Genomic DNA, 21,209 nt, shown 5'->3' with positions numbered 1-21,209 from the left:
AGATAGGTACGGATAAGGATCATGTTCATTTTTTGATTCAGAGTGTTCCAACATATAGTCCGACCAAAATAGCAAGGACGGTAAAGAGCCTTACTGCCCGTGAGATTTTCTTTCATGACCCAGGAGTAAAAAGGGCATTATGGGGAGGTTCTTTTTGGGGCAGTGGATATTATATCAATTCAGTCAGTCGGCATGGAAATGAAAAGACTATTGCGACATACGTGAAGAATCAGGGAAAGGAAAAGGAATATGAAGTCTTACATAAGGATGGTCAAATGAGATTGTTTTGAAAAATAAAATAATGCCCCGTGGGCTTGCCCCGGGGATTATTTACTAATTTTAATGGGGTAATCTATAGATATCAGAAATAAATAATTATATTATCCTATATTAACTAACCAATTAAAAAACCTATGATCAATTTTCTATTTGTAGCCGCTGAGAATGATGGGATCGCTCAATGTAAGGCCGGAGGAATGGGGGATGTGGTCCGGGATGTGCCAAGACAAATCTCTGATCGGGGAGACTCTGCGCATATCGTAGTGCCATCCTATTCCAGGTTGCATCAGAATGGAACGCTCATCGGTAATTTGTCTTTTAACTTAAGGGGTGTTGTATATGAAGCAGAACTTTATAAGGTTGCTCCTAAAAGAGAGCTAGACAATTTACATCATTACGTTATTCATCATCCTGAAATAAAAGCAGGGGAGATAGGACATATCTATCATGACGATCCAGAGGAGCCGTTTTATACAGATAACATAAAATATACAATCTTTTGTACCGCAGTGGCAGAAGCCGTAAAGTCGGGTTACTTTGGAGAACTAGACATCATACATTTACACGACTGGCATTCCAGTCTTTTATTGTTTTTAAAAACATATCACCCTGACTATACGGAGCTGAAAAAAATGCGTTTTGTGTATACAATTCACAATTTAGCTATTCAGGGAATAAGGCCTTTTTATGATAATTATTCCTCCTTGTCTAATTGGTTTCCAAATATCCCAATTGATGTAGAAATGTTGAGGGATCACCGCTATCAGGATTGTATAAACCTAATGGCCGTAGGGATTAGACTTGCAGATGCCGTACATACAGTATCACCGTCCTATAAGGAAGACGTGCTTAAACCTAGTAGGCCACCCGAGTTTATAGGAGGGGAAGGCTTAGAGTCCGACCTACAGCTGGCGAATAACGAAGGAAGGTTGTATGGTATTCTAAATGGAGCTAATTATAAAAATATTAGAGAAGCGGAAAAAGGGCTTATTTATCGAAACACAGTAAAGGCTCTTTTTGGTTGGTTGCAGGACGAGGATAAAAAGTATAAAGCTGATTTTCTTGCCCATACGGGAGAGAAAGTAATGAGGTATGTTTCTAATAGGCCTAAATTTATAGTATCTAGTGTGGCGCGGTTAACTGAACAAAAATTTTATTTTTTTAAAAGATCACCAGAGGCTTTTGTTGCTATCTTAGAGAAACTTAAAAAGGTAGATGGAATTTTTATGTTATTAGGTACAGGAGCTCCAGAATATGAGCAGTTGTTTCGTAGTTTAAGCTACGAGCATGATAATTTCATTTTTACTAATGGACAGTCTGAGGATCTCATAGATTCTATGTATTTGGAAACTGATCTTTATTTTATGCCAAGTTTATTTGAACCCTGTGGTATTAGTCAAATGTTATCCATGCGAAATGGGAACCCTTGTCTAGTTCATAATACGGGTGGACTTAAGGATACGGTAGAGCATATGAAAACGGGATTTACTTTTGATGGTAAAACCTATGATGAAAAAATAGAGAATATGTTGGAGGTAACAGATCAAGCTCTGGATGTTTATATGAACGATAAACCCAAATGGAATAAGATTGGCGCTAATGCTAAAAAAAAGAGATTTACATGGGAGAAATCCTTAGATGATTATTATAAATATTTGTATTCCATAAATCCATAAATAAAAACATAAGTTTGATAAGCAGGATTTCTTAATTATTTGTAAAATAAGAAATCCAGCATTGTTAAACTTAGCTGTTTTTAGTAATTTTACCACTAATCAAAAAAACAGGAAGCTAAGAAATGTCAAATAACGCAAGATTAGAATATGCTGGGAAGAGTTACGAATTTCCAGTTAAAAAAGGTACTGAAAATGAATTAGCCATAGATATTAAAACTATGCGCTCCGCAACAGGAATGATAACCATCGATCCTGGGTATAAGAATACGGGTTCTTGTGAAAGTGCTATAACGTTTCTAGATGGAGAAAAAGGGATTCTAAGGTACCGAGGTTATTCTATCGAAGAACTAGCGGAAAAGGCAGATTTTTTAGAAGTGGCCTATTTGTTGATTTTTGGGGAGTTGCCTAATCAAGAGGAACTAGATAAGTTTCATAATGATATTAAAGGGGAGTCTCACGTAGATGAGGAGATGAAAAAAATCCTAGATGGATTTCCTAAGTCGGCGCATCCCATGGGAGTACTTACCAGTTTAACTTCTGCTCTTATTGCTTTTAACCCTAGCTCTGTAAACGTAACTTCTGAAAAAGATATGTATTGGGCTATCGTTAGAATATTGGCAAAATTCCCAGTATTGGTATCTTGGACTTTAAGAAAGAAAAAGGGACTTCCGTTAGATTATGGAGATGATACCTTAGGTTATGTAGAGAACATTCATAAAATGATGTTTAAAAGGCCTAACCATAAGTACGAAAAGAACAAGGTGGTAATAGATGCCTTAGATAAATTATTAATCTTACATGCAGATCACGAGCAAAACTGTTCTACTTCTACTGTTCGTATGGTAGGGTCGTCGCATGCCGGACTTTTTGCATCGTTATCAGCAGGGATTGCTGCTTTATGGGGTCCATTGCACGGTGGGGCCAATCAGGCCGTATTAGAAATGCTAGAAGCTATAGAAGCTGACGGTGGTGATACAAAAAAATATATGAACAAAGCCAAGGATAAAGAAGATCCGTTTAGATTAATGGGCTTTGGACATAGAGTATATAAAAACTTTGATCCAAGAGCTAAAATTATCAAAAAAGCTGCTGATGAAGTGTTGGGAGATTTAGGTGTTGAAGATCCTATCTTAGAGATTGCTAAAGGCTTGGAGAAAGAAGCCTTGAACGATGAGTATTTCGTAGATAGAAAGTTATATCCTAACGTAGATTTTTATTCTGGTATTATTTATAGGGCTTTGGGAATCCCAACAGAAATGTTTACCGTTATGTTTGCTTTAGGTCGTTTGCCAGGTTGGATAGCACAGTGGAGAGAAATGAGGTTGAGGAATGAACCTATTGGACGTCCAAGACAAGTGTATATTGGTCATCCGTCTAGAGAGTTTGTAGCCCTAGACAAAAGATAATAATTCATAGTACCATGTTAACAGCCCCTAGTAGTTTTACTTGGGGCTGTTTAATTTATAATAATAAATAGTTCTATATTTATTTTAAAAAAATCAGCTATGCTTAAGTTGAATGTTAAAGATGAGACTTCAGATCTAAAATCAGTGGTGTTGGGAACGGCAATAAGTAGCGGTCCCGTTCCTTTAGCAGAGGAGGCATACGATCCTAAGTCATTACAGCACATTTTGGCTGGTACCTATCCTAAAGAAGCGGATATGGTACAAGAATTAAATGCCTTTGCTACGGTTTTAGAGAAATATGGGGTGCAAGTATTTAGACCCAGAGTCATAAAAGATTGTAATCAGATATTTGCAAGAGATATTGCATTCGTGATTGAGGATAAGCTGATAAAAGCAAATATACTACCAGATAGGGAAGAGGAGTTCGAGGCTATAAAATATGTGCTAGAAAAAATAGATGATGATCAGATCATTTATCCCCCTAATGAAGTTCATATAGAAGGTGGGGATGTTATGCCCTGGAAAGAATATATATTTATAGGTACCTATTCCGGACCCGAATATTCAAACTTTATTACCGCAAGGACCAACAAAGCTGCCGTTGATTTTATTAGAGAGAAATTTCCAAATAAAATTGTAAAATCGTTTGAGCTTAGAAAATCTAATACCGATCCTAGGGAAAATGCCCTTCATTTAGATTGTTGTTTTCAGCCTATAGGGAAGGATATGGCAATTTTACATAAAAACGGGTTCCTAATAGAGGAGGAATACCAGTGGTTGGTAGATTACTTTGGGAAGGATAAAGTTTTTGAAATTACTAAAGAAGAGATGTATAATATGATGAGTAATATTTTCTCTATTTCGCCTACCGTAGTAGTGTCTGAGCGTAATTTTACCCGATTGAACAACTGGTTGCGAGAACGAGGTTTTGTTGTAGAAGAGATACCCTATGCAGAAATTGCTAAACAAGAAGGTTTGTTAAGGTGTAGTACCTTGCCGTTAGTAAGAGAGTAATAGGGCTGACTTTACTCTAGTAAATAAATGGGGTTAGTAAATAAGTGCGGCATGGAAAAAGGGGACGGTTTTAGTTAATGTTAAGTGTTACTTGTACTACTCTTATTAGGGAATAAAAGTATAAATTTGACAAGCCGTTATTAGTATGTGGAAGAGAAGTGTAATACATCAAGTAGATCTCGACGTCTGTTCTGCCTTATCTAATAGGGGGTGAAATTTCAATTATTATAAAATAAAAATAATGCAGATTACCAATACCATTCTTATGATTCGTCCCGAAAACTTTCGGATGAACGAGCAAACATCTGTCAATAATTACTTTCAGGAAGACATTGATTTAAAAAATCAAGAAATCAATAGTAGAGCCCAGTCAGAATTTGACGCTTTTGTTCTTGCACTTAGAGAAAAGGGAGTTAATGTGATTGTAATGAACGATAATAAGGAGGTGGATGCTCCTGATGCGCTATTCCCTAACAATTGGATATCTTTTCATGAAGATGGCACTGTGGGACTATATCCTTTGTTTGCTGAAAACAGAAGAAAGGAACGAAGGGAAGATGTTTTGGAGGTTTTAGAAGAGAAAGGTTTTGTTATCCATAATATTATTGATTATACCTCTGCAGAGGAAGAAGGAATTTTTTTGGAGGCTACAGGAAGTGTAATATTAGATCGGGTAAACCAAAAAGCGTATTGCGCTCTTTCTCAACGCGCCAATGAAGATCTTTTAATAGAATTTTGCGAAGATTTTGAATACACGCCAGTAATATTTACTGCTTATCAGTCTGTGAGTGGCCAAAGAAAGCCAATTTATCACACTAATGTGATGATGTGTTTAGCAGAAACCTTTGCTGTTATTTGCTTAGATTCTATTGATGATAAAAAGGAAAAGAAAAATGTGGTTTCTCATCTAAGGCAAGACGGGAAGGAAATAATTGCTATTTCAGAGGCTCAAATGCATCAATTTGCAGGAAATATGCTACAGGTGCTAGGGATGGGAGATAGACGTTTCTTGGTGATGAGTACAGCTGCGTATGAAAGCCTTAGGCCAGAGCAAATTGCTACTATAGAAAAGCATTGCGGAATTATTCACAGTTCTTTAAAAACTATTGAAACCTGTGGAGGAGGTAGCGCAAGATGTATGATGGCAGAAGTGTTCTTGCCAAAAGAATAATCTAAAATCCTACGGATCATTTAAACTTCCTTCTTTTAGGCGATTTTACCCCTTAAGAAGGAAGTTTCTTTTTTTTAATAAGTTGTTTTAAGAAAATTACGGTCATTATTACCATAAAAAAAGCAAATGGAAGTGAGGTTATAATCAGTAGCTTTTGAGCTGCAATTAATACATTTATTTCTGGTTTTGCATTTCCCAAGAGTATAAGTGCAACGGAGGTAAGGAATATAATTACCGACCATAGCAACCGATGGGTCTTACTCGGGTTCTTTTTACCCTTATCCGAGAACATACTTAATACATAGACCGCAGAGTCAACGGAAGTGACTAAGAACCCAATTAAAAGCAGGATGGTGGTTAAATTTAAAATGGAAGCCATAGGGTAATTGGCGAAGAAAATAAATAGGGATGAAAATACACCACTAAATTCCCCTTGGTAGCTTCCCCAGCCCTCTATAAGCTGAAATGCCGATGTTCCAAACACGGAAAACCAGAAAAAAGTACCTAAGCTAGGGACAATCAAAACTCCTAGTAATAATTGTCTTAAGGATCGTCCTTTTGATATTCGTGCTATAAAAATTCCGGTAAATGGTGCCCAAGCAATCCAAAAAGCCCAATAATAATAGGTCCAATCCGTAAGAAAGACAACCCCAGGGTTGTAATCGCCAACAGCCAAACTCATCGGAATGAATTCGATTACATACTGCACGGTGGCATTATAAAAATTAAAGACTACAGCACTCATGTCGCTATTGGCGAATGTAAATAGTAGCAAAGCAATGGTGATAAGAATATTTACTTTTGAGATTACCTTTATGCCCTTGTTTACTCCATTCCAAGCAGAGTAGAACGCCAAGGAGGAAATTATTGTGGTTAATAATAACGTAGTTAATGCCCCGTTTTGCGAGGAAAATATATAATTTATTCCTCCATTAATTTGGGTGGTGCCCAATCCTATTGCGGCAACTAAACCAAATACGGTAGTAATTACGGTTAAAATATCTATGGCCGTTTTAGATGGTTTATTGGTAACTACGTCCGAAATTGTTGCGCTTACCAAAACCTTTCGTTTTTTAACAAAGAGGAAATAACCTATTACCATCGCAAATAAACCATAAAATGCCCAGGCTGTAAAACCCCATTGATAAAAGGTGTACACTAAAGCTAAGATATCTGGGGAGGCTTGTGATGGATAGGGTGGATTTTGTTGCATAAAAACGGGTTCTTGTACCGCCCGTAATAAAATACCTGCTCCCATCCCCGCGCTGTAAAGCATCGCCGTCCACGCCCAAAAGCTGTGCTCTGGTCTTTCTGAGGGCTTCCCTAATTTAATTTTCCCCAAGGGCGAAATCGCAATGCCCAATAATAAAAGGACACAGCCTAAACCGAGATAAAGATAGAATGGTCCAAAGTAATTGCGAACCCATATAGAAGTGTTTTCAATGGTATTGTAACTGGCCTCTGTGGCTATGAAAACTACTAGCGTTAAAAAGGACAAAATCCCGAGGGAAATTGAAAGTAACGGATGCTTAAAAATGGGACCTATCGCTTTAATTATGTCTGTCTTTAGTTAAACAATTGATTGGTATTATCTTTCTTCATTGTTGATATGTGGTGCATATTAATTTCCTCTTGCTTCTTAAGTTACGGAGATAAAAGAAATTAGTGGTAGCCTTTCTTATAGATCCTCAATGGCGGTTGGACTGTTATCTGCTCTGTGACCTAACATTTTGGTGAAAAATTTTTGAATAGCCTTGGTATCTGCCCTTACCTGAATATAATATTGATCTCTGTAAATGGTATAAAGTCCCAAATCGGTTTTGTTAAGTGATAGTTTGTGGTATGGAATAATTAACCCAAAGGTCTCCAATAAGGATCTAAAGCGGATAATTATTCCTTTTGGACGAAGTTCTATATTGCAAGAGTTGGTGTTGTTATCTAAGATTAGAAGGTTTTGAATATGTGGGCTACTATCTAAAATAAACAATTTGGGAGATCCAATTCCATCTAGAGCAAATCGCTCTTTAATTGAAAAAGATTTTCCCACTTCCTCTTCTATTTTTTTAAAGACTTCCTTGTTGTTGTATGATACGTTGAGCAGCATTTTAATTATGGTATTTGTTATAAAGTTAAATAAATCTTCTTACTTCAATGGAGGTCTAGGTTAAACATCTCGTTGTAATAATAAAAATGCTTAATTTTGCAGCCTTAAACACCAATATTTGATGAACATTCAAGAAGTCTTATCCCAGAAGGTAAAGGAAGCGGTAACTGCAATATATGAGGTAACTTTACCTACGGTAGAGTTTCAACCTACTAGAAAAGAGTTTGCTGGAGACATAACCGTAGTTGTTTTTCCAATGCTACGTGTGTTAAAAGGCAATCCAGTGCAAATTGGCGAGCAAATTGGTCAGTTCTTAAAGGATCAAGTGGATGAGGTTGAGGATTTTAATGTAGTTAAAGGCTTTTTGAATATTACGATTAGTGATTCCTATTATCTTCAATTTTTTAACGGAATATTGAAGGATTCAAATTATGGACTAGTAGCTCAAAAACAGGAAGAGGCTGTTATGGTGGAGTATTCTTCGCCGAACACCAATAAGCCCTTGCATTTGGGACATGTACGTAATAATTTATTGGGGTATTCTGTAGCTGAGATTATAAAAGCTTCAGGTAAAAAGGTGTATAAGACCCAAATTATTAATGATAGAGGAATCCATATTTGTAAAAGTATGCTCGCTTGGCAACGATATGGAAACGGAGAGACTCCAAAAAGTACAGGGTTGAAAGGTGATAAGTTGGTAGGGAATTACTATGTAGCTTTTGATAAGGCCTATAAAGAGGAGATAGCTGCACTTGTAGCTCAAGGGGTGGAACCAAAAGTGGCAGAGAAGGAAGCACCAATACTTTTAGAAGCACAAGAAATGCTGCGTAAATGGGAGGCAGGTGATTCTGAGGTTGTAGCACTTTGGGAAACCATGAATTCTTGGGTCTATGATGGGTTCGATGTAACTTATAAAAACCTCGGGGTAGATTTTGATCAGTTGTATTATGAAAGTAATACCTATTTACTGGGAAAAGATTTTGTTGAAGACGGCCTAAAAAGAGGCGTTTTTTATAAAAAGGACGACGGAAGTGTATGGATTGATCTTACTGATGAAGGGTTAGATGAAAAAATCGTTCTCAGATCAGACGGTACTGCGGTATATATGACTCAAGACATTGGTACTGCTATCCAAAGGGTAAAAGATAACCCAGATGTTGGAGGAATGGTATATACCGTAGGTAATGAGCAGGATTATCATTTTAAAGTGCTTTTCCTAATCCTTAAAAAACTTGGTTTTAATTGGGCAGAAAATCTATACCATTTAAGTTATGGGATGGTAGACTTGCCAAGCGGTAAAATGAAAAGTAGAGAGGGGACTGTTGTAGATGCTGATGAGCTTATGGATGATATGGCTCAGACTGCCGCCGAAATATCCGAAGAGCTTGGAAAACTGGAGGACTATTCTGAAGAGGAGAAGCAAGAACTCTACAGAATAATAGGTATGGGTGCGCTTAAGTACTTTATTCTTAAAGTGGATCCCAAGAAACGAATTCTCTTTAATCCAGAAGAATCGGTAGACTTTCAAGGGAATACGGGTCCATTTATTCAATACACCTATGCAAGAATACAATCCATACTAAGAAAAGCAGAGGAGCTAAATTATGATGTCTCTATAGCTACGGATTTAGCAGAGTTGCACGAAAAAGAAAAGGAACTTTTAAAACAGATTCAGCTATTTCCCGAGACAATACAGTTAGCTGCAGATAACTTTAGTCCAGCATTAATTGCTAATTATACCTATGACCTGGTGAAGGAGTTTAATTCCTTTTACCAAAACGTATCTATATTAGGTGAAACGGATGAAAGCAAAAGGATATTCCGAGTTCAATTGGCGAAAAAAGTTGGGGAGGTCATTAAATCTGCATTTATGCTTTTAGGAATACAGGTTCCAGAAAGAATGTAAGTGCCGGTAGAAACTAATTTTTAAGGTTGCAGGAAGGTGTTTTAACAGTAAAGCATCTTCCTGAAACGTATAGCTCATCTTGTGGGTTTTCTATTAATTCTTACTAAATTGCGAGAATAATCTAAGGAACTTAAAATAGGTTATTGCGTATATTTTGTCTAAAAGATCAATACTTTTATTCACTTACTTTCTATTATTCTTTCACTTCATGGGAAAGGGATGGGCTCAAGAATTCCCCAACCTTTCAGAAGAGGATAAATGGAAGATTAGATTGCAGTCATATGTTTTAGTTGACATCGATAAACTAAACACTTCTAATTTATCTGCGTTAACCCATGGAGAAGCTCCATTAGCCATTAGTATTACGCAATACAGGGAGGAATACCTGTCAATACTTAAAAGCTTGGGGGCAAAAAAGAATCCTATATTAATTGTAGGAGAAGGAGAACTTAATGGGGGCATCCTTCTTGAAAATTCAAACCAAACTGTTCCCTTGAAGGTGATAGATACCATCTTAAGGGAGAAAATTACTTCAGTAAAGGATTCCTTATACATTACACCAGAAAGGGAGTTAACTTTAGTACCTCTAGAGGATAAGAAGTTTGTTCCGGATAGTGTTTTTGTAAAATTCTGGAAGGCAACAGGGAAAGTGCCTAATTTTATTCAAGTAGATCCACAGAACTTTTTGTTTGCAGATAGTATAGTTCAAGAGCTTAACCAGATAAAGCGAGTTTTTGGAACCGTAAAATCTAAAAGTCGCTTACTAGGTAAGGTAGGATTTAAAAATCATAAAAATCTTAAGGTAAATGGGAACTTTAGTTTTCCAATGCTTTCAAAAGGAGAATTACCTGTGTTTATTCCTCATAAGGCTGGATTTTATTTTTCTCCTGATATAATTCGTACTACAGGTGATAATATGGGGAACTTAAAGGAGTTTGTTGGTTTTCCCTTAGATCCTGAATACGGGCTCACAGATTATTTTTCATTTAATCCAACTATTAAAAACAACATCCGAAAAAATAATAGGGAGCTAATTGTGAATAAGGTCGATTTATTTGAGGATAGAAACCGGGGAAAAGTTGGCTATTTTAATGATGGAGCCTATGTAGATGCGGGGTTAGATAGTAGAATGGCTTTGCAAAGTAGTTTTGCAATAGGGGCTTGGATAAAGCCCACGGTTCTTGGTAAAAACAATAGCATTTTAGGAAAGGGTGAAAACTTTGTATTAAAATTACACGATGGTTTTCTTACGTTTACCATGGCCGATATTAAAGATTATATATCGCGATCTTCACCTGTTCCTATAAATCAATGGACTCATGTGGCTTTGGTTCATTCTAAATTGAATGGGGACCTTTCATTCTTTATTAACGGGGTGCAAACGGATAAAATCCAATTAATAGAGGACTACGATACTTCGGATTATAATTTGGTGGTTGGAAGTAATTTATGGCAAGAATTTTTTGTGGGCTATATAGATCATATCAAGATTTGGAATAGAGAGCTAAATTCTGATGAGATACAAGATGAGTTTTTAGATGTCTCACCAGAAGAATCACTTGGGATGGCTATTTTTATTATCCCGACAATATTGGCGGTGGGAGGATTTTTATTGTTCCTGTATTTTAGAAGGGAAAGAGAACCAAATGACCTTGCTACTATAGGGGTTACCAAGACTTTAGAGGAGGAGAGCGCTATTTTAGAACAAGAAGAGGCTAGTTATCAAGAGAAAATTCTATGCTTTGGCTCGCTTTCAATAATTGTTGCGGATGGAACCGATCTATCTAAGAAGCTCTCCCCTAAACTAAAACAGCTGTTCCTTGTAATGTTATTGCATAGTGTAGGGGATAAGAAAGGGATTAGTAGTAAAAAACTAACCGAATTTCTCTGGCCTGGCATGACTCCTAGCGGTGCAAAAAACACAAGAGGTACCAATATTCAAAATCTTAGATCTATTTTATCGGCATCTAATACAATTCAGTTGGTTTTTAGAGATAAACTGTGGTTTCTAGAAATTACGGATGATTGTTATTGTGAGTATCAAGTGGTTTTGCAGTACTTGGATCGCTTCGGTAAAGTAAACATTGGGGTAGAACAGATGGAAAAAGGATTACCTATCTTATTTGGTATACTTAAAGAAGAGCGATTTTTGGCAAATATAGAGGACGCTTGGTTAGATCCATTTGTAGAAAAACTGAGTAATGATATATTGGAGCTCTGTCAGAAAGTAGCATCAACCCTAAATCTCGAGGAGCATCTTTCTCTACTTCAAGATCTTGTTTCGGTAATGTACATCTATGATGATCTTAACGAAACCGCCTTGCAACTAAGATTAAAAATATTGATAAAGCAAGGAAACCTAAGTACAGCTCATGCTTCCTATGACAAATTCATCAAGCTATACCATAAACTTTATGGAGAAGAGTACCCCATAAAATTTGAGGAAATAATTGGTAGTTGAAATTACTAAACTTGATTTAGAGGATAACTTTAACAGGTATTTTGCATATTTCAAGAATATTACCCCAAACATTACCCCTATTTTTACGCACTGTGCTGTTTCTTTGAGCAAGTAAATAGCACTTATTCATATAATTAATAGAAATAGTATAGGAATCGATGAAGAAAAATTCAACAAGCCGTAGGGATTTCGTAAGAAAATCCATTGTGGCAGCTGCAGGGATCAGTATTATTCCAAGACATGTGATGGGGGGAACTAATTTTATTGCTCCCAGTGACCAATTAACTAAAGCCGTTATTGGAGTAGGTGGAATGGGACAAGGCCATTTAACTTATGAGGGTACAAAACTCTTAGCAATTTGTGATGCTGATGCAAATCACTTGGCAAATACCCTTAAAAAAGTGGGAAGTGGTGTAACAGGTTATCGTGATTTCCGAGAAGTGTTACAAAGACCAGATATTGATATTGTCCATATTGCTACACCACCACATTGGCATGGATTAATGTCTATTATGGCTGCCGAAGCCGGTAAAGATGTTTGGTGTGAGAAGCCTATGACCAGAACCATTGGTGAAGGGAAAAAGGTGGTTGAAGCAATGCAGCAACACGGAAGAATGTTCCGTTTAAATACCTGGTTCCGTTTTAAGGATAACTTTTACGGAATGGGAACTCCTGTTAGAAAATTAAAGAAAGTAGTAGATAGTGGGGCGTTAGGATGGCCTTTAAAAGTTACTATTAGTGGGGTTACTGGTTTTAACTGGAAATTTTACTGGGTAGGAAAGGAAAACTTAACACCACAACCGGTACCATCGGAGCTTGATTATAATATGTGGTTAGGGCCAGCTCCTGAAAAGCCTTATCACCCACATAGAGTTCACGGTACCTTTAGAGGGTATTGGGATTATGATGGAGGAGGATTAGGAGATATGGGGCAGCACTATATAGATCCAGTACAATACTTCCTAGGAAAAGATAATACTAGTCCAGTAAAGGTTGAGGTAGATGCTCCAGAGCAACACCATGATGCTATTGGTACTTGGAGAAAAGTAGTTTATACCTATGCCGATGGATGTCAGATTATCTTAGACGGTGAAAACAAGGATAAGGATGCAGCTTATATTGAAGGTCCAAATGGAAAGATATATAATGGCTTTAAATCCACTATCCCAAATATCGAGGGCTTAATCAATAGTATCCCCGACCCAGAGGAGCAGATTACCGTTTTTTCTGAATCAGTAAAAACTAGAAAGAAATTTGCCTTAAATGAGGAGAATGGACATAGGTCTTGTACCGTTGTAAACATGGGACTTGTTGCACTCCGTTTAGGAAGAACCTTAGAATTTGATCCTGTTAAACAGGAGTTTATAAATGATGAGGAAGCAAATAGACTGATCAATCAACCAATGAGAACCTCTTGGGCTTATTAATCAATACTAAGAATTTTTACGATGAATAATTTATATAAGATCATAGGTGTGCTATTACTATTTATAAGCACACAAGTTGTTAATGCACAGGACAACAGAACCCTAGATACTAAAGTAGCCGATATTTTGGCTCAATTGCCAGCAGAAGACTTGGGGCATTCCGATCGTCTAATGCAAGAGATAATTGGCTTAGGGGAAGAGGGAATTTTGAAATTTACTGATATGTTGATTCCTTTAGGTACAGGAAACGACACCAAAGCTAGATATGCCGTAAACAGTTTGGCAATTTATAATGGAGGAGTACAGCCAACAATCCAAAATGGAGTGGTGGAGAATGCCATATTAAAAGCTTTGGATAAAGCATCAGATAAAGAGGTAAAAACTTTTCTTATAGATCGACTTATCTTTACCGGAACAGATGCATCCGTATCGGCTTTAAGCACCTACCTTCAAAATGATGAGTTGTATAAGCCTGCCCTAGCAGCTTTAACTTCTATAGGAAGTACCAATGCAGCTAATGTTATTTTGGAAGCCGCTAAGACCGCGGACGGAGAGAAATTGGCCGACTTCACATATACTTTAGGAGAATTAAAACATGTTCCTGCTGAAGGAGTTATAAAAGCTTCATTAGCCTCTTCGTCTTTAATTGTACAAGAGCAAGCATTAATGGCTTTGGCTAATATTGCTAGCCCTGCTTCTTATCCTTTGTTAGAGGATTGGGCTGCTAAATCCAATTACAATTTAGATGATACTAAGAGTATCTTGGCTTTTATTCACTTTGGAAACAAATTGCAAGAAAAGAGGAATAAAACCATGAGTAATTTGGTGGCTAAAAGGTTGCTTAAAAAATGTAAAAGCGAAGATCAGCTGCATTTTAGATCTGCAGGAGTTCATATTTTGAGTGAAAATGAAGGTGGTAATGCTACTAAAATGTTGCTTAAAGAATCTAAAAATAAGGACAACGCTTATGTAGGCGCTGTTTTAGATGCTGCAGGTGAAGATCTTTCTTCTGCAGAATTGGCAAGATGGGCAAAGCAATATAGAAGAGCTTCTACAGATACTAAGCCGCTAATTATTAGAATGCTTGAGAAGAACAACGATGAAACCGTGTTTCAATCAGTTATTTTAAGAGCAGTAAAGGATAAAGATGGCGAGGTACGTACCGCAGGAATTAAAGCATTGTCTTATCAAGATAAGGCTAAAGCATTTCCTGTTTTATTTAATAGTTTGAAAACTGCCAACTCTTCCTCCGAGTATAAAGCAATTGAGGAAACGTTATTGAGATTGGCAAGTGCCGAGGATAATAAGTTGTTGGCAGATCAGTTGGCAACTGTTGGTGATGATGCTAAGGTAGTGTTAGTAGATGTTTTGGCTGCAAGAGATGCCAAAGGGCAGTTTAATACGCTTTTGGGGCTATTAGATAACGAGAGTGACAAAGTGAATAGTGCTGTGTACAAAGCACTATCCTCTGTAGCTTCAGAAAAAGATTTTTCTGTTTTATTAGAGCTAATAGATAAAACTGAAAATAACGATCATATTGAGAGTACCCAAAGAGCGCTATTGAATATTGTGAATAGCGGGAATGGAAAGTATTCTAATGAATTGTACGGAGCTTACGAATCAGCATCTGATAAATCCAAATTGTTACCAGTGTTGGCTTCGTTAAGTAGTGATAAAGCATTGAAATTGGTTTCGGATCAGTTGTCTAATGGAAATGATGAGGAAAGAATAATAGCATTGAATGCTTTATCTAATTGGAAAAATAATGATGCTATTCCATACTTATACGAGTCTGTAAAGAATACTCAGGACGGAGAGATTAGAAAAAAATCTTTTTCAAATTACCTTACTAAAGTGGTGCGTTCTAATGTTCCAGCAGATCAAAAACTACTTTTAATAAGAAAGTTGATGCCCGAGGCAAAAAGTACTTCGGAAAAACAGCAGGTATTAAGAGCGGCTCAAAACGTTAAGACCTTCCTTTCTTTAGTTTTTGTTTCAGAATATCTAGACGATGAGGCTTTATTGACTACAGCGTCTAATGCTGCAATAGCCATTGCACTACCAACTCCTGGAGCCAAGAATGGTCTAAGTGGAGAAGTGGTAAGGGATATCGTTTCTAGAAGTGTAGATAACCTTACAGGTCCAGATAGCCAGTACATCAAAATTGATGTGAAGGAGTTTTTAGATAAAATGCCGAATGAAAAAGGTTTTGTTTCCATTTTTAATGGAAAAGACTTTACAGGATGGGAAGGTTTGGTGCAAAACCCAATTGCCCGTTCTAAAATGTCTAAGAAACAATTAGCAGAGGCGCAGGCTAAAGCTAATGAGCAGATGATGAGAGACTGGTATATAGAAGATGGTGTAATTGGATTTAAAGGAGAAGGATATAATAATATCTGTACCATTAAAGACTATGGGGATTTTGAAATGCTTGTAGATTGGAAGATTACCAACGGAGGAGATTCCGGAATTTATCTAAGAGGTACTCCACAAGTTCAGATTTGGGATACCGCTTTGGTAAAAGTAGGGGCTCAAGTTGGTTCTGGTGGATTATATAACAACCAGAAGCATGAGAGTAAACCATTAGTTGTTGCTGATAATCCTGTGGATGAATGGAATACTTTTAGAATTAAAATGGTAGGAGAGCGTGTTACCGTTTATTTAAATGGAGTACTGGTAACAGATAACGTGGTCTTAGAAAACTATTGGGATCGTAAGCAGGCTATCTTTGCTAAGGAGGCTATAGAACTTCAAGCCCATGGTGAAGATCTTGGATTTAGAAATATCTATGTAAGGGAAATAAATTCTGGCGATGATCAATTGACCGATGCTGAAAAGAATGAAGGGTTTAAATCTTTGTTGAATGGAAAAGAACTAGATCATTGGACTGGGAATAAGACAGATTACTTTGTTGAAAATAATGAATTGGTTGTACGTCCAAAACAAGGAGGACATGGTAATTTATACACCGTTGAGGAGTATTCTGATTTTGTTTTCAGGTTCGACTTTAAACTGACCCCAGGAGCTAATAACGGTTTGGGGATTCACGCTCCTCTAACTGGTGATGTAGCATACGTAGGTAAGGAGTTGCAGATCCTAGATGATACCGCTGAAATTTATGCTAATTTAAAACCTTACCAATATCATGGTTCTGTTTATGGAATCATGGCGGCTAAGCAAGGGGCACTTAATCCTGTTGGGGAATGGAACTCCCAAGAAGTTTTCGTGAAAGGAGATCACATAAAGATTACCCTAAACGGACAGGTGATTTTGGATGGTAATATTAAAGAGGCTACCAAGAACGGTACCTTAGATAAAAAAGATCATCCAGGGTTGTTAAGAAAGAAAGGGCATATCGCTTTCCTTGGTCATGGATCCGAACTTTCATTTAGAAATATTAGAATCAAGGATTTAACTAAATAGTTATAATCAAACTAGTTTAAATCGGAAGTCTTGGGAATGATGTTCTCAAGGCTTCCGATTTTTTTTTTTTGTTTTTTTTGTGATGTGTTTCAGGGTATTATCCAGGTAAGGTGTGATCTATTGAAAATTAAAGAAATTCAGATTTAAAAATTCATCCTGAAACTAAAGTTGGGCGTCACACCAAGAGAAACCTGTTTTATGGTTTCTATTTCATTATTATCGTTTAGGCGATAGTACGTGTTTAGAATATTTTTTTTGTTCAAAATATTTAATACAGATGCGCCTACGGAGGCTTTCATCTGTTTCCCTAAGGTAAAATGATAGATAAAAGAGGCATCTGCCCTTAGGTAGTCAGAAAGCCGACTGCTATTAGGTTCTGCATAATTAATCTTATTTGGGAAAGTGCTGTTGTCTATTGCGTCTTCTCCCTCCAATGGTTGTGTATACGGTTTTCCTGTACGGTAATTAGCCCCTAATCCAACTTTAAAATCTTTATAAGTGTAAGTGCCAGCAAAGGTAAAAGTATGTCTTATGTCTAGGTTGTTTGGAAATTTATGGGGAACAAGATCCTGAAAATAATAATTATTGTAGTTATAAGTATAGCTTAACCAGGTGCTATACATTTTGGTTTTTTTATTGATAAGAAACTCTAGCCCAGAAACATCATAGCTTCCTATTTCTCCGTTAAATTGATCTTTGTTTTGGAAACCTTGGGTTGTAGTACTTACGCCATCTACCTTTTTATAGAAGCCTTCTAAGCCAAGGTAAAGGCTGTTTCTCTCGTAGTTGAGCCCTAAAGAAGCTTGTTTGCTTTTTGTAATAGGTAAAGTTTCTTCATTAGATAAAATCCACCTTCTTTTTTCTATGCCTAAAAAATTCTGTTCTAAATCTATTATCTGGTTGGTGGTCTGGCTTTTAAATTCGCCTAACATTTCTACTTTTAAATTGCGCGTAATAGCATAGTTAACATTTAATCTAGGCTCTAATGAAATAGCACTAAAAGTGTCAAATGTTTTTAAATCTGTAATGTAATTTAATCGCATTCCTCCCCTGGCAAACCATTTGTTGTTAGAGGAGTTAAAAGTTAGTTCGGAGAATAGGGAATGGGTAAGGCCTACTCTTTTCACAGAGCTTTTAAATGCAGGTTGTGTTACCAAGGTGTGATTGGTAATACCTGTTTCATTTAATTGATAACCGTTTAGCCATTGTAGGGTGTTATGAAGCTTGTAGTGGGTTGTTAGTTTAAGAGCTGTTTCTAGTACTTGGTTGTTTTGGAATAGCTGTTGTGCCTCGGAGGATATATTCTGCGCATCCAAGTCGTATTTGGTGTAGTATAGGTTTAAATGGGTATTGAACCGTGAAGTCCAATTGCTTTCCAAGCTCCCTCCAAATGATAAATTACTTTGTTTTAGGATGCTATTTTGGTTTTCATTCTCAGTGGTTTCGTTATAGTTTAGATGATTGTTTATATGGATAAAGCTGAGGCGTGCTTTATGCTTATTGTTGATGTCATAAAGGATTTTACCACTTACATCATAGAAGTAGAAATCTTCGTTTCGGGTTAATATACTGGTGTCTTCTGTACTATTGTTTTCGGCTACCTCACTATCCTGGAATGCCTTATCAAAAAACCGATTATAGGTAGGGGTTTTTATAAAATCTGTCATAGATCGTCTCCCGGAAAATTGAAAGGAAACCTTTTCTGATAGTGGTAAATGGCCAAATATGTCACCACTCAATAAATTAAAACCAGTACCCCCAACAAAATTTTGTCTTACCTTATTCTCAGTTTGAATATTGATTACACTACTTACTCCATCCCCATATTCGGCACTAGTACCATTTTTTATAAGTGTAACCTCCTCTATTAAATACGGATTAAAAGCTGAAATTAGCCCGAAAAAATGTCCAGATTGGTGCATTTTTATGCCGTCCCATAAAATTAGATTTTGATCATTTGTTCCCCCTCTCACATTAATATCAGAGACGGTTTCGTCCACACTTTTAATTCCAGGTAGCGCTTGAATGGTCTGTAAAACATCTGGTTCTATAAGCCCTGGCAATATTCCAATTTTACCAGTGTTTAAAGAAATGCTGGCATCTTGCTCTTTGTTAATACCTGTGGTAAAAAATTGGTAAACTACTACTTCATTTAATTGCTCGTAATTAGTAGTCATTGGAATTACTGGGCATGGGGTAGAAGTTAAGAGTTTTTCAACCGATATATATTTAGTTTTATACCCAATGTGGTTTATAACAAGATGAGCATCTCTGGGGATGTCAGTTAATTTAAATTGCCCATTGCCGTCTGTAATTATATTTTTATTAGTGCCTAAAACCTCTATCGTAGCACTAGGAATTGTGCTGTTTTCAAAATTATCGATAAGAATGCCACAGAGTTCTACTAATGGATTCTTGACAATGGTATAATACCGGTCGTTGAGCTTTGAAACATTAAGGTTGGTCTGCCTCTCAATATCAGCAAGTATTTCATTTAATAGTATTGCTGTGGGTGTAGTGATTTTAATGGGACGTAGATCGGAATCTAGATAGGAAAACTTAACGTTGTTCTCTTGTTCTAACTGTCCTATATAAGTAATTAATGGTACAATTTGGATAGTATCGTTCTGAGCCCTTCCCAAAAAAGAGGAAAGGAATAGGGTAAGATAAATAAGTATTACAGCGTAGTTATGGTGTTTCCGCATAGATTAGCACTTTTCCCTCTTCTATCTTGTATTTTAGGCTAGAAGGAGCACTTATACTCTGCAACGCTAGATTTTTATCAGTATTGCTGAATGACCCTGAAAATAATTGTTCTAAGTCTATATTTTTGGTTTCTACTTTTATATTAAACTGTCTTTCAAATTCATCCAAAACATATTTTAGAGGAATACTTTTAAAAGTACTTTCATCTTGTAGCCATGATGGTTGTTGGGCGTTGGCTATTTCAGAGGTTCTTAGTTCTCCATTTATAACTACCAAGGCTTGTCCGGCAGAAAGCTTTGTTTCTTTGTTATTGTAGCGTACACTCACTAAGCCTTCATAGCAGCTTACCTCAAAAATATCTTTTCTGTTTTCTACATTAAATTGAGTTCCTAGTACGGTTACCATACCCATATCGGTAGATACTGTAAATCGCTCTCCTTTGGCTACCTTAAAGAAAGCCTCACCTTTTAGGTCGATATTTCTATTGTCTTTCCAATTCTTCTTTTGGTAAGTAATCTGGGAATCTGCATTTAACTGCACTTCGGAATTATCAGGAAGGGTAACAGCAGTCCGTTCTGCATATTGGGTGCTTACCACTTCATCTCCGGTAAAATTATAGAAGTAAGAGATGCCTACTATAAGAGCAATAACTGCAGCAATACGCAAATATTTCTTATAAGGATTAAGGCGGACTACCTTCCCCTTGTTTTCTTCTTTTCTTTGGTATAGATCTCTTTTGGCTTTATCCATATCAAATTCTGGGGCTTCCATATTATTGGTTGCGTCCACAATTTTTTTATAGGTCGTATACTCCTTGGTCAACTTAAATTTGGAGACTTCCTCTTCGGAAAGCTCGTTGTTGAGCCATTTTGCTAGATAATTTTCTTCCATGTTATTCAACATTATATCGGTATAACAACTTAATTAACGAAAACCCTACCACTAGTAATAAAAAATTTGTAGTAACAGTTAATTTTTTCACTCCCTAACTCCCATTCAGCACAACCTCTTATAAAAGGAAGGGGCTGTATGGAACTGAATTTACCGACATTTAGATTATTATTTCCCATTGTTAAGGGGAAATTTATTTTAGAAACGTACAATGTACACAATACTTAAAACGGATAATTAATTATATGCCATCTATCTTTTCCCTTAGCGATTTTAAGGCCAGGTGCATTCTTTTTTCAATTGCTTTTACGCTTACACCTTCCATTTCAGCGATCTCTGCATATTTTTTACCATCTATACGGTTTAGTAAAAAGGTAGTGCGTTGGTTTTCAGGTAGATCCTGAAGGGCTTTATCTAGTTTTTCCTTAAACTCCTGTTGCTCCATTATAAATTCTGGAGACTCGTATTCTGTGTTCAGGGCCTTTTCTCTGTGTTTTAAGCGTACCTTTTCAGCTTTTATTACATTGAGGTAAAGGTTATTGGCTACGGTATAAACAAATGATTTAGCTTTGTGAGGTGCAACCTTGGAGCAGTTTTCCCAAAGTTTTATAAAAGCCTCCTGTACTGCATCGTAGGCTTTTTCTTCATTACCAAATTTATAATATATATAATTAAATATCGTTTTGGAATGAGAACTAAAGATAGAGGCGTAAACTTCCTCTTCGCAAACATTGGTTATATTCTC

General features: G+C 36.7%; 14 protein-coding genes. 9 read left to right on the top strand and 5 right to left on the bottom strand.

Annotated elements, in window-relative coordinates; genetic code table 11:
• From tnpA to ctlX, 5 genes are all read left to right on the top strand, one after another.
• On the top strand, positions 1–290 hold a 290-nt coding region (tnpA, locus tag H344_RS20090), incomplete at its 5' end, for an IS200/IS605 family transposase (RefSeq protein ID WP_034256493.1).
• A gap of 123 nt (positions 291–413) precedes the next feature.
• Positions 414–1,955, top strand: a complete 1,542-nt coding sequence (locus H344_RS0111330; protein ID WP_026810435.1) for a glycogen synthase — start codon at positions 414–416, stop codon at positions 1,953–1,955.
• Positions 1,956–2,077: 122 nt separating this feature from the next.
• On the top strand, positions 2,078–3,361 hold the full coding sequence (locus tag H344_RS0111325) for a citrate synthase (RefSeq protein ID WP_026810434.1): 1,284 nt from the start codon (positions 2,078–2,080) through the stop codon (positions 3,359–3,361).
• 99 nt (positions 3,362–3,460) lie between these two features.
• Complete coding sequence (locus tag H344_RS0111320) at positions 3,461–4,375, top strand: dimethylarginine dimethylaminohydrolase family protein (RefSeq protein ID WP_026810433.1); 915 nt, start codon at positions 3,461–3,463, stop codon at positions 4,373–4,375.
• A gap of 241 nt (positions 4,376–4,616) precedes the next feature.
• Positions 4,617–5,546: a citrulline utilization hydrolase CtlX gene (ctlX, locus tag H344_RS0111315; RefSeq protein WP_026810432.1), complete on the top strand. Its 930-nt coding sequence runs from the start codon at positions 4,617–4,619 to the stop codon at positions 5,544–5,546.
• Positions 5,547–5,598: 52 nt separating this feature from the next.
• Here ctlX and H344_RS0111310 read toward each other — a convergent pair whose 3' ends face one another.
• Complete coding sequence (locus tag H344_RS0111310) at positions 5,599–7,059, bottom strand: BCCT family transporter (protein ID WP_026810431.1); 1,461 nt, start codon at positions 7,057–7,059, stop codon at positions 5,599–5,601.
• A gap of 165 nt (positions 7,060–7,224) precedes the next feature.
• Complete coding sequence (locus H344_RS0111305; RefSeq protein WP_026810430.1) at positions 7,225–7,650, bottom strand: hypothetical protein; 426 nt, start codon at positions 7,648–7,650, stop codon at positions 7,225–7,227.
• Between the two features lie 121 nt (positions 7,651–7,771).
• Between H344_RS0111305 and argS the strand changes: the two genes are divergently transcribed.
• The 4 genes from argS (at position 7,772) to H344_RS0111285 (ending at position 16,867) form a co-directional block, all read left to right on the top strand.
• Positions 7,772–9,556 (top strand): arginine--tRNA ligase, encoded by a 1,785-nt coding sequence (gene argS / locus H344_RS0111300; RefSeq protein ID WP_026810429.1) that lies wholly within the window; start codon positions 7,772–7,774, stop codon positions 9,554–9,556.
• Positions 9,557–9,764: 208 nt separating this feature from the next.
• Positions 9,765–12,017, top strand: coding sequence for a LamG domain-containing protein (locus tag H344_RS0111295; RefSeq protein WP_026810428.1), 2,253 nt, complete (start codon positions 9,765–9,767; stop codon positions 12,015–12,017).
• A gap of 158 nt (positions 12,018–12,175) precedes the next feature.
• Positions 12,176–13,444, top strand: a complete 1,269-nt coding sequence (locus H344_RS0111290; RefSeq protein WP_026810427.1) for a Gfo/Idh/MocA family oxidoreductase — start codon at positions 12,176–12,178, stop codon at positions 13,442–13,444.
• Positions 13,445–13,465: 21 nt separating this feature from the next.
• Positions 13,466–16,867, top strand: coding sequence for a DUF1080 domain-containing protein (locus H344_RS0111285; RefSeq protein ID WP_026810426.1), 3,402 nt, complete (start codon positions 13,466–13,468; stop codon positions 16,865–16,867).
• 143 nt (positions 16,868–17,010) lie between these two features.
• Here H344_RS0111285 and H344_RS0111280 read toward each other — a convergent pair whose 3' ends face one another.
• From H344_RS0111280 to H344_RS0111270, 3 genes are all read right to left on the bottom strand, one after another.
• A complete protein-coding gene (locus tag H344_RS0111280) occupies positions 17,011–19,572 on the bottom strand; it encodes a TonB-dependent receptor (RefSeq protein WP_026810425.1) in 2,562 nt (853 codons plus the stop codon).
• A complete protein-coding gene (locus H344_RS0111275) occupies positions 19,556–20,464 on the bottom strand; it encodes a FecR family protein (RefSeq protein ID WP_026810424.1) in 909 nt (302 codons plus the stop codon). Before H344_RS0111275 ends, H344_RS0111280 begins: the two co-directional genes overlap by 17 nt.
• Positions 20,465–20,705: 241 nt before the next feature.
• Positions 20,706–21,203: an RNA polymerase sigma factor gene (locus H344_RS0111270; protein ID WP_026810423.1), complete on the bottom strand. Its 498-nt coding sequence runs from the start codon at positions 21,201–21,203 to the stop codon at positions 20,706–20,708.
• Positions 21,204–21,209: the final 6 nt, after the last annotated feature.

This window comes from Arenibacter latericius DSM 15913, from assembly GCF_000424985.1.
Taxonomy (GTDB): Bacteria; Bacteroidota; Bacteroidia; order Flavobacteriales; family Flavobacteriaceae; genus Arenibacter; species Arenibacter latericius.
This window is presented reverse-complemented; position numbering and strand designations above follow the sequence as displayed.

Bases quoted from the DNA above. Each gene is read 5' to 3' on its own strand.
- H344_RS0111305 (WP_026810430.1), bottom strand. From the start codon at position 7,650: ATGCTGCTCAACGTATCATACAACAACAAGGAAGTCTTTAAAAAAATA.
- H344_RS0111290 (WP_026810427.1), top strand. From the start codon at position 12,176: ATGAAGAAAAATTCAACAAGCCGTAGGGATTTCGTAAGAAAATCCATT.
- argS (WP_026810429.1), top strand. From the start codon at position 7,772: ATGAACATTCAAGAAGTCTTATCCCAGAAGGTAAAGGAAGCGGTAACT.
- H344_RS0111285 (WP_026810426.1), top strand. From the start codon at position 13,466: ATGAATAATTTATATAAGATCATAGGTGTGCTATTACTATTTATAAGC.
- H344_RS0111280 (WP_026810425.1), bottom strand. From the start codon at position 19,572: ATGCGGAAACACCATAACTACGCTGTAATACTTATTTATCTTACCCTA.
- H344_RS0111320 (WP_026810433.1), top strand. From the start codon at position 3,461: ATGCTTAAGTTGAATGTTAAAGATGAGACTTCAGATCTAAAATCAGTG.
- H344_RS0111325 (WP_026810434.1), top strand. From the start codon at position 2,078: ATGTCAAATAACGCAAGATTAGAATATGCTGGGAAGAGTTACGAATTT.
- H344_RS0111330 (WP_026810435.1), top strand. From the start codon at position 414: ATGATCAATTTTCTATTTGTAGCCGCTGAGAATGATGGGATCGCTCAA.
- H344_RS0111295 (WP_026810428.1), top strand. From the start codon at position 9,765: ATGGGAAAGGGATGGGCTCAAGAATTCCCCAACCTTTCAGAAGAGGAT.
- ctlX (WP_026810432.1), top strand. From the start codon at position 4,617: ATGCAGATTACCAATACCATTCTTATGATTCGTCCCGAAAACTTTCGG.
- H344_RS0111275 (WP_026810424.1), bottom strand. From the start codon at position 20,464: ATGGAAGAAAATTATCTAGCAAAATGGCTCAACAACGAGCTTTCCGAA.